This window comes from Advenella mandrilli (genome assembly GCF_016595155.1).
Taxonomy (GTDB): domain Bacteria; phylum Pseudomonadota; class Gammaproteobacteria; order Burkholderiales; family Burkholderiaceae_B; genus Advenella; species Advenella mandrilli.
Map to the genome: position 1 here is coordinate 302,086 of NZ_JAENGP010000002.1, position 16,001 is coordinate 318,086.

General features: G+C 49.8%; 13 protein-coding genes. 8 read left to right on the top strand and 5 right to left on the bottom strand.

The features are described 5' to 3' along the window. Positions 1-194 precede the first annotated feature (194 nt). Positions 195-1,544: an MmgE/PrpD family protein gene (locus JHL22_RS03050; protein ID WP_200233640.1), complete on the bottom strand. Its 1,350-nt coding sequence runs from the start codon at positions 1,542-1,544 to the stop codon at positions 195-197. 118 nt (positions 1,545-1,662) lie between these two features. Continuing rightward, positions 1,663-2,823 (bottom strand): acyl-CoA dehydrogenase family protein, encoded by a 1,161-nt coding sequence (locus JHL22_RS03055; protein WP_169295616.1) that lies wholly within the window; start codon positions 2,821-2,823, stop codon positions 1,663-1,665. 134 nt (positions 2,824-2,957) lie between these two features. Here JHL22_RS03055 and JHL22_RS03060 point away from each other — a divergent pair, with 134 nt between their 5' ends. The 4 genes from JHL22_RS03060 to JHL22_RS03075 all read left to right on the top strand — a co-directional run bounded on the left by JHL22_RS03060 (position 2,958) and on the right by JHL22_RS03075 (position 6,892). Beyond that, on the top strand, positions 2,958-3,902 hold the full coding sequence (locus JHL22_RS03060) for a LysR family transcriptional regulator (protein WP_200233642.1): 945 nt from the start codon (positions 2,958-2,960) through the stop codon (positions 3,900-3,902). A gap of 118 nt (positions 3,903-4,020) precedes the next feature. Then, positions 4,021-4,860 carry an HTD2 family dehydratase gene (locus JHL22_RS03065; protein WP_200233644.1) on the top strand — a complete coding sequence of 280 codons (840 nt, stop codon included), beginning with the start codon at positions 4,021-4,023 and terminating at the stop codon, positions 4,858-4,860. Between the two features lie 26 nt (positions 4,861-4,886). After that, positions 4,887-6,071 (top strand): CaiB/BaiF CoA transferase family protein, encoded by a 1,185-nt coding sequence (locus JHL22_RS03070; RefSeq protein ID WP_200233645.1) that lies wholly within the window; start codon positions 4,887-4,889, stop codon positions 6,069-6,071. Continuing rightward, complete coding sequence (locus JHL22_RS03075) at positions 6,071-6,892, top strand: HpcH/HpaI aldolase/citrate lyase family protein (RefSeq protein WP_200233646.1); 822 nt, start codon at positions 6,071-6,073, stop codon at positions 6,890-6,892. The genes JHL22_RS03070 and JHL22_RS03075 overlap by 1 nt, the downstream gene beginning before the upstream one ends. On the opposite strand, the gene JHL22_RS03080 is transcribed toward JHL22_RS03075, so the two are convergent. From JHL22_RS03080 to JHL22_RS03090, 3 genes are read right to left on the bottom strand one after another with little or no spacing between them, the layout of a single operon-like run. Beyond that, positions 6,855-9,182 carry a CHASE2 domain-containing protein gene (locus tag JHL22_RS03080; protein ID WP_200233647.1) on the bottom strand — a complete coding sequence of 776 codons (2,328 nt, stop codon included), beginning with the start codon at positions 9,180-9,182 and terminating at the stop codon, positions 6,855-6,857. The genes JHL22_RS03075 and JHL22_RS03080 overlap by 38 nt on opposite strands. Positions 9,183-9,199: 17 nt before the next feature. After that, positions 9,200-10,300: a FecR family protein gene (locus JHL22_RS03085; RefSeq protein ID WP_200233650.1), complete on the bottom strand. Its 1,101-nt coding sequence runs from the start codon at positions 10,298-10,300 to the stop codon at positions 9,200-9,202. 16 nt (positions 10,301-10,316) lie between these two features. Then, positions 10,317-11,042: a response regulator transcription factor gene (locus JHL22_RS03090; RefSeq protein WP_200233651.1), complete on the bottom strand. Its 726-nt coding sequence runs from the start codon at positions 11,040-11,042 to the stop codon at positions 10,317-10,319. A gap of 600 nt (positions 11,043-11,642) precedes the next feature. On the opposite strand from JHL22_RS03090, the gene rpsL reads away from it, so the two are divergent. From rpsL to tuf, 4 genes are all read left to right on the top strand, one after another. Continuing rightward, a complete protein-coding gene (gene rpsL / locus JHL22_RS03095; RefSeq protein WP_169295609.1) occupies positions 11,643-12,020 on the top strand; it encodes a 30S ribosomal protein S12 in 378 nt (125 codons plus the stop codon). Positions 12,021-12,174: 154 nt separating this feature from the next. Continuing rightward, a complete protein-coding gene (gene rpsG, locus JHL22_RS03100; protein WP_200233658.1) occupies positions 12,175-12,645 on the top strand; it encodes a 30S ribosomal protein S7 in 471 nt (156 codons plus the stop codon). A 15-nt stretch (positions 12,646-12,660) separates the two neighbouring features. After that, positions 12,661-14,766 carry an elongation factor G gene (gene fusA / locus JHL22_RS03105; protein WP_200233660.1) on the top strand — a complete coding sequence of 702 codons (2,106 nt, stop codon included), beginning with the start codon at positions 12,661-12,663 and terminating at the stop codon, positions 14,764-14,766. Positions 14,767-14,856: 90 nt separating this feature from the next. Next, positions 14,857-16,001 (top strand): elongation factor Tu (gene tuf, locus JHL22_RS03110; RefSeq protein ID WP_200233662.1); only part of this gene is annotated, 1,145 nt, incomplete at its 3' end.

The following is a 16,001-nucleotide window of genomic DNA, read 5'->3' on the forward strand; positions in this document are numbered from 1 at the left end:
GGGTCAGTTCAGAGCGTGGGAACGAGTACACAGCACAACATTACAGCATATTCATGCAATTTTTATATAAATAAATATTATATAAATATATTATTGATTGGGAGATTATTTCAAGCAAAAAAATCCCTGCTGTTACGCAGGGACAAAGTCTACTCCACTAGAGTTATTTCAACATCAAATTTTTATGGCAAGCCTTATACCAGCGCTTCAATCACTTCCCTGTTCTGCAAGTCCCAAATATAATCAATTAAATGCTTGATCGTTTCAACAGGGGCTGCGTTTTCGTATTGGCCAAGGCGCATGACCTTGTCTTCAATTTCAGGGCGGCTCAGCGTGTTGCCCGGATCGCCCTTGGGTTCGTCCACACGGCCCTTGAACACGCGGCCATCATTGGTGGTAACCGTAACCTTGCCAATCCAGCGGTTGGGGTAAGCAGTATCCACTTCTTCATCCAGTTCCATCGTGACTTTTTCACGGAAAGCACCCACCTGTTCGTCGTGCAGGGCTGCGTCAAATTCAGCCAGGCCCGCAAAATTCTGGATGGCAATCAGGGCCAGTACTGTGCCCATCGAGAACTTGGACTGGTGGACGGTTTCCGGTTTGACAACCGCGCCCAGCACGTCAATCGCACCCTGGTGTACATGGGTGACCACGCTGGCAACATCATTGGCAGACAGATTGTTGTCTTTCATGACTACTTGCAGGGCATCGGCGGCCGGGTGGGTATGGCGGCAGGAGGCATGGTATTTGAATGAGGTTTCAGGTAATGCCCAACGTGTTCCTAGGCCGTCAACCAGTTTACGTGGATCGGCATCGGTAGACATGCCGGCACCCATGCCCTGGGCGCCTTCCAGAATCTGTTTGGCACCGGTGAATCCGTCTTTGGCCAGGTAGGCGGCAATCAGGCCATTGGCAGCCGCTTTGGCGGTGTGCAACTGTTTGGAGTCGGCAGCAGTGCGCAGGAATTCCCACAAACCGGCCGCCTGGGTACCGGCAGAACCGATGGCATCCAGCATTTGCTCGGGATTCAGTTTCAGCAGACGGCCTACGGTAACAGCGGCAGCAATGGTGCCAGCCGTGCCGGTGGTATGGAAAATTTTGTAGTGAGAGCGGCCCAGGAATTCACCCACGCGAATACCCACTTCATAACCGGCCACGCAGGCGGTCAGCAGCTCTTTGCCTGATGCGCCAATTTCCTGGGCTACCGCTAAGGCAGGGGGGAAGACCACCGCAGCGGGGTGAAATACCGAGCCGTTATGCACGTCGTCCTGTTCAACCATGTGAGCAGCGGCAGCGTTAACCAAAGAGGCAAACAGGGCAGTGGTGTTACGTACATTGCCCAATACCTGGCTTTTGCCGGTGGTGGGGCCTTGCAGTTTGGCAAAGGCATCAATGGTTTTTACCGGGCGGGCGGTAGAACCGGCCAGGATGGAACCAAGGGTGTCCAGTAACAGGTCTTCGCAGCGGGCGATGACAGGGGCGGGTATATCACTGAATTGCAGATGGGCGGCAAACGTAGCCAGCTGTTCACTTTGTGTAGTCATGATCGCAATAAAATTCAATAACGGGGTGAAGAAACGGGCGCCCCGAAAGCCGCCCGGTTTTTATATTGGCCAGCACAGTGTGTTTGGATGGCCAGGGGGCATTGCCCCCTTTGTCACATTAGAATGAGCGTGGCAGGCCCAGTACGTGTTCAGCCACAAACGAGTAGATCAGGTTGGTGGAAATAGGCGCTACCTGATACAGGCGGGTTTCACGGAACTTGCGCTCGACATCGTATTCGTTGGCAAAACCGAAACCACCGTGGAATTGCAGGCAGGCGTTGGCAGCTTCCCATGAAGCTTCAGAGGCCAGCAGTTTGGCCATATTGGCTTGGGTACCACAAGCCTGGTGAGCGTCAAAGCGGCGTGCGGCTTCGTAACGCATCAGGCTGGCGGCTTCAATATTGATGAAGGCCTTGGCAATCGGGAACTGTACGCCCTGGTTCTGGCCAATGGGACGACCGAACACGACGCGTTCCTTCACGTAGGCGCTGACCTTGTCGATGAACCAGTAACCATCACCAATACATTCGGCGGCAATCAGGGTACGTTCGGCGTTCAGGCCATCCAGAATATATTTGAAGCCTTTGCCTTCTTCACCAATCAGGTTTTCTTCAGGAATTTCCAGATTGTCAAAGAACAATTCGTTGGTTTCATGGTTGACCATGTTGGGAATCGGGCGGACGGTCATGCCGTTTTTCATGGCTTCGGCAATGTCAACGATGAAAATTGACATGCCTTCGGATTTTTTGGTGACCTGTTCGATCGGCGTGGTGCGCGCCAGCAGAATCATCAGGTCGGAATGCTGGATACGGGAGATCCAGACTTTCTGGCCATTAACGACATAGCGGCCGTCTTTCTTGACAGCGGTTGTCTTGATTTTGGTGGTGTCGGTGCCGGTGGTGGGCTCGGTAACCGCCATGGATTGCAGGCGCAATTCACCGGTGGCGATTTTGGGCAGGTATTTCTGTTTCTGGGCCAGGGAGCCATGGCGCAGTACCGTGCCCATGTTATACATTTGTCCGTGGCAGGCACCTGAATTGCCCCCGTTACGGTTGATTTCCTCCATAATAACGGAGGCCTCTGTCAGACTCAGGCCCGAACCACCGTACTCCTGGGGAATCAATGCGGCCAGCCAGCCTGCCTCGGTCAGGGCATTGACGAATTCTTCAGGGTAGGCGCGTTCTTCATCGACTTTCCTGAAGTATTCAGCAGGGAATTGTGAGCATAGGTCACGGATGGCATCGCGAATATCCTGATAAGCATCGGCTTGGTGTTGCATAGTAGGTCTTTCCTAGATAACGGGTAATAACGGTAAATGGATCTATTCAATGATGTAAATGTGCCTGAGTTCCGGTGGTTTGACTATTGATGTTTTATTAAGTATGGCTTTGCAAATTATTAAGGAGCTGAAAAATGGCAATGCATTTTGACCTGACGGATATGCAGTTGATGGTTAATATCAGTGAGGTTAATAGCCTGACAAAGGGGGCGGAGCGTTCTTTTCTGTCATTGCCGGCCGCCAGTAACCGGATCAAGAATCTGGAAAACAGTCTGGGTACCGCATTGCTTTACCGGAATAGCCAGGGGGTTACGCTGACGCCTTCGGGCGAGGCTTTCGTGCGCCATGCGCATATTGTCATGCGCCAACTGGAACACCTGCGGGGCGATATCAGTGAGTTTGCCCAAGGGATCAAGGGCAAGGTAAGGGTGTATGCCAATACCACGGCCATGAATGAGTTCATGCCGGCCATTCTGGGTAAATACCTGGCCCGTCATCCTGATGTCAGTATCGAATTGCGCGAGCGGCTAAGTTACCGGATCGTCCAGGCGGTGGCCGAAGGCACGGCCGATGTGGGGGTGGTGGCTGGCGTGGAGCCTTCTGAAAACACGGTGGCTGATGGCCTAACCTTTATGCCTTACCGATCTGATAATCTGGTGCTGGTGACGCACCAGAACCATCCGTTGGCCAGGCTTGATCAAATCGCTTTTGCCGATACCCTGTCTTATGATTATGTCGGTTTGTCAGAATGGAGCGCCATCCATGCGTTTTTGCGCAACGCCGCCGATATGCTGGGCGTGCCCCTGAAATTTCGGGTAGAGGTGGGCGGCTTTGAGGCAGTCTGCCGGATGGTGGCGGCGCAGGTGGGCATTGGTGTGATTCCTGAAACGGCAGCGTTTCGTTATGCGGCGACCATGCCGGTAAAAATTATTCATTTAACGGATGCATGGGCTTTTCGCCAGCTGCATGTCTGTGTGCGCAATCTTGAAAAACTGCCGCCGTTTGCCCAGGATCTGGTGCAGCTGATGCGCGAAGATGTCGAGGAAGGACAGAGTAAGGCTGGCAAAGTCACCGGCTAATACAAACGGCCTTATCTTTCTGAAAACCCCCCTTTTCGGTTTTAAGAATTCACATTTATCCGTTTCTGGGGCATGCTTGACGATTACTGATATTTAAAAGCGTAATGGTGAGACTGAAATGAGTAATGAACAGAATGGTGTAAATTTGAATGATTGGCTGGGCCGCCAGGAAAGTTATGGCGAGTTTATCAACCCGGCCCATGTCAAGAAAATTGCCCTTAGCCTGAATGCGCCGGTGCCCGAAAATGGCCAGCCTTTGCCGCATTTGTGGCAGTGGGCGCTGTTCGTGGACCCATTGCCATTGGCGGAACTGGGCGTTGATGGACACCCGCAGCGGGGTGGGTTCTTGCCGCCAGCCGACAATCGCAATCGCATGTGGGCCGGTGGTCGGGTTCAGTTTATTAAACCACTGGTGGTGGGGCAGGATGCAACCCGCACGTCCACCATTACGGCTATTAAAGAAAAAAGTGGTTCAACCGGCAAATTGCTGTTTGTTACGGTCAAGCACGATTACACCCAGAATAACGAACTGTGTATTTCCGAAGAACAGGATATTGTGTACCGTGAGCCCAGCCCGCCAAAACTGTCAGGCACGCCTGAGGCTGAAGCGGCCCAGTGGTCTAGCGAGATTGTGCCCACCAGCACCATGCTGTTCAGGTATTCAGCGGTCACTTTCAATGGTCACCGTATTCATTATGATTACCCGTACGTGACCGAAGTTGAAGGTTATCCCGGCCTGGTAGTGCATGGCCCCCTGATTGCCACTTGCGTGTTGCGTTCATTTACCGATGCCAATCCTGATAAAACCGTGACTGGCTTTTCTTATCGTGGTGCACGTCCCTTGATCAGTCCTTCACCGTTCAGGGCCGAAGGGACGATCAAAGAAGACGGCAAGGCTGCCGTGTGGGCTCAGCAGGATGGGGCGGTTGCCCAGCTTGGCGAAGTGCTTTTCAAATAAATAAAATTATTTAAGGAATTAAACAAATGAGTGTTAGACCGCTTGAGGGTATCACCGTATTAAGTTTTGAACATGCCATTGCAGCGCCATTTTGTACCCGTCAATTGGCGGATCTGGGTGCGCGCGTCATCAAGGTAGAGCGTCCGGGTGTGGGTGATTTTGCCCGTAACTATGATGAACGTGTCAGGGGTATGGCTTCTCACTTCGTCTGGACCAACCGCTCAAAAGAAAGCCTTACGCTGGATTTGAAGGATGAGGCCGCGCAAGACGTACTGGAAAAATTGTTGCCACAGGTGGATGTGCTAGTGCAAAACCTGGCCCCTGGTGCGGCTGCCCGCCTGGGTATGTCATTTGAAGCCCTGCATGAAAAATATCCCCAACTGATTGTGTGCGATATTTCCGGCTATGGTGAGGGCGGCCCTTACGAGAAGAAAAAAGCCTATGACCTGTTGATTCAAAGCGAAAGCGGTTTTGTATCGGTAACGGGTACCAAAGATGACATGGCCAAGGCCGGTTGTTCTATTGCAGATATTGCCGCTGGCATGTATGCCTATACCAATATCCTGTCCGCGCTATTGTTGCGTGGAAAAACCGGTAAGGGTAGTCGTATTGATGTTTCCATGCTGGAAAGCATGGTTGAGTGGATGAACTTCCCGCTGTACTACGCTTTTGAAGATCAGGAGCCGCCCGTGCGTGCAGGGGCGGCGCATGCCGTGATTTATCCGTATGGTCCATTCCCGACCGGGGGCGACCAGACCATCATGCTGGGCTTGCAAAATGAACGCGAATGGAAAGTATTTTGCGAACAGGTTCTGGGTAAACCGGAACTGGCGACTGATGAGCGTTTTGCCAACAATACCTTGCGCACTGCCAACCGGGATGCCTTGAAGCAGATTATTGTTGATGCTTTTGCCAGCATGAGCAAAGAACAGGTGATTGAGTTGCTGGAAACCGCCAAGATTGCCAACGCTTCCGTTAATGATATGAAAGGGGTTTGGGAGCATGAACAATTGAAGTTGCGCAATCGCTGGCGCGAAATGGACAGTCCTGTGGGCAAGCTGCCAACGTTGCTGCCGCCGGGTGTAAATAATGCTTATGAGTACCGGATTGATGCAGTGCCAGGCCTGGGTGAGCATTCTGAAAAAATCCTGCAGGAGCTGGGTTATGAGGCACAAACTATTGCGGGCTGGCGTGAACAGGGAGTGGTGTAATGAGTTTATCAAGATCAGCCTTGTTTGTGCCCGCTACGCGGGTTGACCGTATTCCCAAGGCGCTACAAAGTGGCGCCGATTGTGTGATTGTCGACCTGGAAGATGCGGTTGAGTTTAATGCCAAGGATAGCGCCCGGGAAAACCTTGAGGCATTTGCCCAGGCTAACCCGCAAGCCCGTTTTCTGGTGCGGGTCAATGATGTAAAAGCCGAATGGTTTGATGCGGATATCGCCATGTGTGGCCGGGTAGACAATATTGCCGGTGTCATGCTGCCCAAAGCCGAAAGTGCACGTCAGATTGAATTGGCAGCCCGTGCAGGCAAACCGGTTTATCCGATTGTTGAAAGTGCGCTGGGAATAGCCAATCTTGCCGAGTTATGCCAAACGCCCGGTGTGGCCAGGGTGTCATTTGGTGCCCTTGACCTGGCACTGGACCTGAATATGGATGACGACTCGGATGGGGCCCGCGCCTTGCTGGACCATGTACGTTGCCAGATTTCCATCCAAAGCCGTGCAGCGGGTATTTTACCGCCGCTTGATGGCGTATTTCCGGATATTGCCAATACCCAGGGCCTGGCCAAGTCGGTGGCGTTTGCCAAAGGCATGGGTTATGCCGGTGTGCTGTGTATTCATCCTTCCCAGATTGCCATTATTCATGAGGTTTTTGAGCCGACTGAAGAAGAAAAGGCCTGGGCCACCCGTGTGCTGGATATGGCTAATGAAACCGGACTTGCCGCTTTCAAGCTGGATGGTAAAATGGTGGATATGCCTGTGATTGAAAAAGCTAAACAGATTCTTCAGATTCATCCTGCGGCAAATTAACAATAAAAGTTGCTCCATGGCCAGGTTCACTTTCAACCTGAATCTGGCCATCATGACGTTGTATGACGGTTTTGACAAAAGACAGTCCCAGGCCTATACCGTTCACCTGACTGTCAGGGCCTGATACACGAAAAAATGAATTAAAAATCGTAGCCTGGTTTTTTTCGGAAATCCCGATGCCCTGATCCTTGATCCTGACTTGCCAATAGGTCCCCTGGTGCTGGATGGAACAGTGGATGTTGGTGTTGTCGGGACTGTATTTGAAGGCATTTTCAATCAGGTTGACAAAGCAGCGCGATAATAGGACCTGGTCTCCTTGGGTAAAGGCAAGCTCGTTACCAAAGTCGCTACTTATCTTGATATTGCGTTTTTGGCTGATCCCCCAGTATTCATTGATGATATGTTCCAGCAATTCCGTCAGGTTGACGGGCACCAGGTTCAGGGCCATGGATTCGGCGCGTGTCAATTGCAGGAAGTCGTCAACCAGTTTGAGCGTTCGTCCGGAAAGGTCGTTGATGCGTTGAAAAAACTGTTCATCGGGTAAGGCGGATTGAGGGTTTTTTTGTAGTTCAATCAGGGCCTGGATGGAACTTTGTGGAGCACGCATGTCGTGCGAGAGAAAACGCAGTGTCTCTTCCCGCTTGCGTTCGGCCTGGCGAATGGGGGTAATATTGTTCAGGCTCAGGATATAGCCAATATGGGCGCCATTACCGGAATAGGTATTGACATATTTCAGTAGCAGGTTCTGCTCAATGCAATCTTTAATTTCAATACCATTTTCCCTGAGTTCCTCCAGCAGGCTGGTTTGTTGTTCTTCGGGGGCGTTGATTTTGTTGATTTCCGCAATAATTTCGGCTCGTTGTTTGGTATCAGAGATAACGGGTATCAGGAATTGCGTCAAGGCCTGGTTTTTTTCGGGTATGTGGGCACCCACTTTTTGCATATAGTTTTTGGTGGTATCGGTGGTAAATTGCAGTTGGTGATTCAGGTCGAAAACGGCAATCGCATCGGGCATGCGATTGATGCCATCCATAATGAATTGTCGCAAGTTTCGGACTTGCTCCATAATTCCCCTGAATTCCGAAAGCCGTTCATTAAGGGATCTGCCGTAATTGACAAACGGCAAGTTTTTAATTTCTGTTTTAAGCAGGGGTTCTTTTTCGTTAAGCTCGGCAATTTCGCGGTGCATTTGATAAAGTGCGATTTCCTGGGTGCGCCAGCTCCAGAGCGGGTATAACAGCAAGATTCCAAGTATGGCGGGTAAGGGGCTATGCCATATGCCAAATTTATACATGATGATGCCATGCACCAGGATAATGATGAGTGCCGTCAGGATGCTAAGCAGCAGAATAGTCCGTGGAGACGAACTTTTCAGGAAGAAACACAACACCAGCAGTGGCAACAGGCAAAGCAACAGATCAAGGCCTAGGTCGGTTTCTTTGATCCAGCTTTGATCAAGGCTGGCCTGCAAGATATTGGCTATTATTTCCACTCCCGCCATGTTCAGGCTTTTTGATGATGTTGGGGTGGGGAACTGGTCACCCAGCCCACTGCCCCAGACACCAATAATGACGTATTTGTCTTTGAAAAAAGAAGCGGGAATGCGTTGATTCAGTACGTCGGCATAAGACAGTATTTGAAAATGGCCCGGCGAACCGGCAAACGGGATGGCCACATCGTGATGACCGGCCTTTTGCAAGGTTTGTTTAACCAGTTCCTGTTCTCCAGCCGCATTTAACATGGCCAGGCTCAGGTGATAGGCCATGCTCCCATCATTTTGCGTTTTTTGCAGGGGAACTCGCCGTACCAGACCATCAGGATCTATGTTGATATTGATAAATCCCAGACCGTGGGCGGCCTGCATGAATTCAGGTTCAGGATTGTTGGGCAGGTTACCGGCATCGGAGAAATAGTTGGCAAGGATGACACGGCCATGATTATGGATGGCGCTGGCAAAGATTTCATTATCCGGTTTATAGTCGGGCTGCGTGCCCATGAAGGATATATCGAATGCAACGGTTTTGCTTTGTTGCAGGAGAGTAAGAAGATTGGCATGGACCGAGCGTCGCCAAGGCCAGACCCCGACTTCTGCAATGCTATTGTCATCAACGGCCACGATGACGATTTCCTGGGAAGCCGGTTTTTCCTGGGTAATCTGGATGGCTATATCGTAAAGGCGGGCATCAATAAAGGGGAAAATCTTGAAAACTGAAAGAAAAGCGGTAATGGCCAGGACGAAAAGACTGATGACCAGCCATTCGAGACCATAACGCTTTTTAATGTATTTCATATTTTATAGCTTGGCCGCTAGTATTGTGTTTGCAACAAGGGGCCGGATTGGGTGCCAATAGATACGCCAGACTCTGTCATGATGCCTGTGGCGGTAATGGTGAAGGGCTGAACGGCATCGGCACCGGCAAGCTGATTGTTGTCAATGGAGCGGACTGAAACATAATAGGTGCCTTTGCCGGGACCGGTAACGCTAGTTTCGGGTTTTTTGACGGTATTGCCAAACAGGACATCGTAGCCCGAAATGTCATTTGAAACCCGCACCAGATAGGCGATTGCGCCTGAAACCGGTTTGATATCCACCTTGAATTCGAATGGACTGGACTGGCTTAGCTGGATGTCTGGTGGTGGTAATAATTCAATGATATCACCGGCTTCGCCTTTGCTGGTTGCCGTAATACCCTGATTGGCATTGAGGAGCACGGGTTGATAGCGGGATGCACCGGGAATAAAGGCCGCTTTGCCGTGCAGCAGTTCGCTTGATGCGCCTGTTTGATTGGCGGCTTCTGCCCGGACCACGGTACCGCGTACCCCTGTAATACTGACCGGTGTGCGAATTTCAAAACGACCCACGCCGGTTTTGTTGGGGGAGGCATGGGCGGCCACTTTTCCGGTTTGAATATCGAATATGGCGTCAATCAGGCCGGCCCCGCGAAATTTTCGCAGGCGTTGCACATGCACAATGCTGTCCGGTGGAATTTGCACCTTGCTTTCATCGGAAAGCTCAAAGGTGATATTGCTTTGTGCACCGGTGGTAATGGTGTCTGCCTCGGAAATGAGATGATTTTTTCTAATAGGCTGATTATTGACAAGTACGTCGCCGGTGAGATAGATGATTTTTGCCTGGTCAGGAACTTCGTCGATAAGATTGAAGGGAATCCTGAGCGTTATACCTGTGGGGATCTTTCGGGTATTGGCAATACGGTTGGCCTTTTTGATGGCTTGCCAGTTGGCTGGGCTGGACGTAAAGGTTTCAGACAGGGAAGAAAGGGTATCACCGGGTTTGATTTGATACAGAAAATGGTCTTCATGAGCACCGGCAGGCTGCGCATGGGCGGTATGCATGAGTAAGGAGGCAATATTCAATAGCAGGAAACTGATGAGCGCGGTAATTTTCATGGTGTTATTTTACCATTCAGGCTTTGGAGGCGGTTATGCTGTCTGATCTATTATTGATATTGATTAATTCCATCCGATAGCCAAGGGCATAGGATGAAACAATGCGAACACCATTTTCGGGATTGATGTGCAGTTTTTGGCGAATGTTAGACAGGTGTGTGTCAAGGGTGCGTGACGTGGCCGGTATTTCCCGGTTCCAAATAGAGGTGCTGATGGCGTCCCGCGAGAAAAGCCGTCCGATATTGCCGAAAAAAAGATAGGCCAGGTCAAATTCTTTGGGTGCCAGTTGGACAGGTTCCCCGTGCAGGGTAATTTCGCGCGTTTGTGGGTTTAAGACGTAGGGATCAAGCTTAATGGTGCTTAAGGTGTTTTCTACATTGTTCCGGCGCAACATGGCCTTGATACGGGCAATAAGTTCTGGCGCCTTGAAGGGTTTGGTCAGATAATCATCGGCACCGGCATTCAGGCCGTGAACCAGATCATGGTCCTGGTTGCGGTTAGTCAGGAAAATGACGGGCGGCTGGTTTCCCAGGTTGGCGCGTATCCATATGACAATGTCTTTACCGGAAATGTCGGGTAATTCCCAGTCAAGCAGCAACAAGTCAAAGTTTTCAGATTTTTTCAAGGCCACCAGTAAGTCTTTACCTGTTGCAAAATGTTTGCTTTGAAATCCGGCATCCGCAAGTGTATGGGCGATATATTGTGCCTGGAGTGGATCGTCTTCAAGGGAGGCAATGAGCATAGGAATAATCTCTTTTAAAATTATATTAACAATATCAATTGTCTATAGCTATTTATAATGTTTTTATGCACTCATATAAACTGTCTTGATAGGTAAATAGTGATTATTAAAATTTTGGCTTAAAGATAACAGGAAACAAAGTGATTATCAATTTAACAAAAAATCATTAACAATGATTGACATTTCATATATTGACCTTCTGTAAAACCAGGTTTTTATGCAAAAACATAATAAGTTTTATTTTTTCTTGACCTTTTTTTGTTAAATATGGTATCGTGTCGGGCTAATTAGTATAAACCCATTTTTTGGGGGTACACTGGTTGGTATATGGTTAGTTGCTAGGCTTCATCATTATGCTTAACAACAAGCCGTGGTTAATTTATTGCTCTTTGTGGTTGCTTATCTGCAAGTTGTTAAACTTTTGCGGGCAAGTTGGCTATTCGGGTGATATAACAACCAATTCTTAGCTTAGAATAGCCTTGATCTGCCATTACGCAGGTTAATTTTTCAAAGCCAGGCGTACATTAAAGTCAGTACGTTAAACAGACGTTATATATAAATCCAGTACATTTTTTGTACATTAATAGGACAAGCAAGGTCATGCCTACCATTAGTCAACTCGTGCGTAAAGCGCGCGAAACTAGCCGCGTGAACAGTAAGAGCCCCGCGCTTGAAAACTGTCCACAACGCCGTGGTGTTTGTACCCGTGTTTACACAACAACACCTAAAAAACCTAACTCAGCTATGCGTAAAGTAGCTAAGGTTCGCTTAACCAACGGTTTCGAAGTTATTTCGTACATCGGTGGTGAAGGTCACAACCTGCAGGAACACTCAGTCGTGCTGGTGCGCGGCGGTCGTGTAAAAGACTTGCCAGGTGTGCGTTATCACATCGTTCGCGGTTCCCTTGACTTGCAAGGTGTTAAAGACCGTAAGCAGTCTCGTTCCAAATACGGTGCCAAGCGTCCTAAGAAAGCTTAAGCTGGTTTGAATCAATGCTTCCTGCCAACAGGTGGTAAGCGTGCAGCCGCAGCTGCGTGAGAAAATTTTACTGCGGTATGTAAGGGGCTGAGCTCTGAATAGCCAGCCACGGCCACGAAAGTGGTTCAACTGAAACAGTCACAAAGGAAGTAAGATGCCTCGTCGTCGCGAAGTTCCCAAACGTGAGATCCTGCCAGATCCAAAATTCGGCAGTGTTGATCTTGCCAAATTCATGAACGTAGTTATGCTTTCAGGCAAGAAAGCAGTTGCTGAGCGTATTGTTTATGGTGCGCTAGCCCAGGTTCAGGCTAAAACAGGCAAAGAACCTATCGAGGTTTTTAACCTTGCTATCAGCAACATTAAACCTATTGTCGAAGTTAAAAGCCGTCGCGTGGGCGGAGCCAACTATCAGGTTCCCGTTGAAGTGCGTCCGGTTCGCCGTTTGGCGCTTGCCATGCGCTGGTTGCGCGAAGCCGCCAAAAAACGTGGTGAAAAATCTATGGATTTACGTTTGGCCGGTGAATTGATGGACGCTGCCGAAGGCCGCGGCTCTGCAATGAAAAAACGTGAAGACACTCACAGAATGGCAGAGGCCAACAAAGCCTTCTCCCATTTCCGCTGGTAATTTAAGGACACTACAATGGCCCGCAAAACCCCCATCGAACGTTACCGTAATATTGGTATTTCCGCTCACATTGACGCTGGTAAAACAACGACATCAGAACGTATTCTGTTTTATACCGGTGTTAACCATAAAATTGGCGAAACCCATGAGGGTACCGCTACTATGGACTGGATGGCACAAGAGCAGGAACGCGGTATTACCATTACGTCTGCTGCTACAACAGCATTCTGGCGTGGCATGGCTGGCGACTATCCAGAACACCGTATTAACGTTATTGACACCCCGGGGCACGTTGACTTTACCATCGAGGTAGAGCGCTCAATGCGTGTTCTTGACGGTGCATGTATGGTTTACTGCGCTGTGGGTGGTGTGCAGCCGCAGTCTGAAACCGTATGGCGTCAGGCTAACAAATATCAGGTTCCCCGTCTGGCTTTCATCAACAAGATGGACCGTACCGGTGCAAACTTTTTCAAAGTCTATGATCAGTTGAAAACCCGTCTGCGTGCACATCCCGTGCCTATCGTTATCCCGATTGGTGCCGAAGATGAATTCAAAGGCGTGGTTGACCTGATCAAGATGAAAGGAATCGTCTGGGACGAAGCCAGCCAGGGTACCAAGTTCGAGTATATCGACATTCCAGAAAACCTGGTTGACCAGGCCAATGAGTGGCGTGAAAACCTGCTTGAAACCGCAGCTGAAGCTTCTGAAGAGCTCATGAACAAATACCTTGAAGAAGGTGACCTGAGCGAAGCAGATATCATCAAGGCAATCCGTACCCGTACCATTGCCTGCGAAATCCAGCCAATGCTGTGCGGTACCGCCTTTAAAAATAAAGGCGTTCAGCGCATGCTTGACGCAGTGGTTGATTTCCTGCCATCTCCTGTTGATATCCCTCCTGTCCAGGGCGAAGACGATGAAGGCAATGTCATTTATCGTAAAGCCGATGACAAAGAGAAATTCTCTGCACTGGCATTCAAACTGATGACAGATCCTTTCGTTGGTCAGCTGACCTTCGTTCGTGTTTACTCGGGTGTCCTGCATGCGGGTGAATCTGTGTTCAACTCGGTTAAAGGCAAAAAAGAACGTGTTGGCCGTATTCTGCAAATGCATGCGAACAACCGTGAAGAGATCAAAGAAGTTCTGGCTGGTGACATCGCTGCTGTAGTGGGTCTGAAAGACGTTACTACCGGTGAAACACTGTGTGACGTGGGTGATCATATCGTGCTTGAGCGCATGGTATTCCCCGAGCCTGTTATTTCTCAGGCCGTCGAGCCAAAAACCAAAGCCGACCAGGAAAAAATGGGTATTGCCCTGTCCCGTCTGGCCCAGGAAGATCCTTCATTCCGCGTTCGCAGTGATGAAGAGTCAGGCCAAACCATTATTTCAGGCATGGGCGAGCTCCACCTTGAAGTGCTGGTTGACCGTATGAAGCGTGAGTTCAACGTTGAAGCCAACGTTGGTAAACCACAGGTTGCTTACCGTGAAACCATTCGCAAGGTTTGCGAAGAAGTTGAAGGCAAGTTTGTCAAGCAGTCAGGCGGTCGTGGTCAATACGGTCACGTTGTCCTGAAACTTGAACCACTGGAAGCCGGTGGTGCAGGATACGAATTCGTAGACGCCATCAAGGGCGGTGTGGTTCCCCGTGAATTCATTCCCGCTGTTGACAAAGGTATTCAGGAAACCCTGGGTGCTGGTGTGGTTGCCGGTTACCCGGTTGTTGACATTAAAGTTACCCTGTTCTTCGGTTCATACCACGACGTTGACTCTAACGAAAACGCGTTCCGCATGGCCGGTTCAATGGCTTTCAAAGAAGGTATGCGCAAGGCACAGCCTGTGCTGCTTGAGCCTATGATGGCTGTTGAAGTGGAAACACCTGAAGACTATGCCGGTACCGTGATGGGTGACTTGTCATCCCGTCGTGGTATGGTTCAGGGCATGGACGATATGGTTGGTGGCGGTAAAGTCATCAAAGCAGAAGTGCCATTGGCTGAAATGTTTGGTTATGCAACCAGCCTGCGCTCCCAGACACAAGGTCGCGCAACCTATACAATGGAGTTCAAGCAATACGCTGAAGCTCCTAAAAACGTCGCTGATGAAGTTATCAGTGCACGTGGTAAGTAGTATTTAATATTAAAGCGTCCGGTGCCCGATAATGATTATTGGGCCGGACAATTCAATCTCATTCAAAAATAGTTTATTGGATTATAGATCATGGCAAAAGGTAAGTTTGAACGTACCAAACCGCACGTAAACGTAGGTACGATTGGTCACGTGGATCACGGTAAAACAACATTGACAGCAGCAATTTGTACCGTTCTGTCAAAAGAGTTTGGTGGTGAAGCGAAAGACTACTCACAAATTGACGCAGCTCCTGAAGAAAAAGCACGTGGTATTACCATTTCTACTTCACACGTAGAGTATGAAACAGAAGCCCGTCACTACGCACACGTAGACTGCCCAGGACACGCTGACTATGTTAAAAACATGATCACCGGTGCTGCCCAGATGGACGGTGCAATTCTGGTTTGTTCGGCCGCTGACGGCCCAATGCCCCAAACCCGTGAGCACATTCTGCTGTCTCGTCAGGTTGGTGTTCCTTACATCATCGTGTTCCTGAACAAGGCCGACATGGTTGATGACGAAGAGTTGCTGGAACTGGTTGAAATGGAAGTTCGTGAATTGCTCAGCAAATACGATTTCCCTGGCGACGATACCCCCGTTATCAAGGGTTCAGCCAAACTGGCTCTGGAAGGCGACGAAGGTCCATTGGGCAAACAAGCCATCCTGGAACTGGCCAAAGCACTGGATTCTTACATCCCAACACCAGAGCGTGCCATCGACGGTACCTTCCTGATGCCTGTTGAGGACGTGTTCTCTATTTCTGGTCGTGGTACGGTTGTTACCGGTCGTATCGAGCGCGGTATTGTTAAAGTGGGTGAAGAGATCGAAATCGTGGGTATCCGCGATACCGTCAAAACCATTTGTACCGGCGTTGAAATGTTCCGCAAACTGCTGGACGAAGGTCGTGCAGGCGATAACGTAGGTCTGTTGTTGCGCGGTACCAAACGTGAAGACGTTGAGCGCGGTCAGGTATTGGCCAAACCCGGTTCAATCAAGCCACATACCAAATTTGCTGCTGAAGTGTATATTCTGTCCAAAGAAGAGGGCGGTCGTCATACCCCATTCTTCCAGGGCTACCGTCCACAGTTTTACTTCCGTACGACTGACGTAACCGGTACCATCACATTGCCTGCAGAAAAAGAAATGGTTCTGCCTGGTGATAACGTCTCTATGGACGTGGAACTGATTGCGCCTATCGCGATGGAAGAAGGTCTGCGTTTTGCGATTCGTGAAGG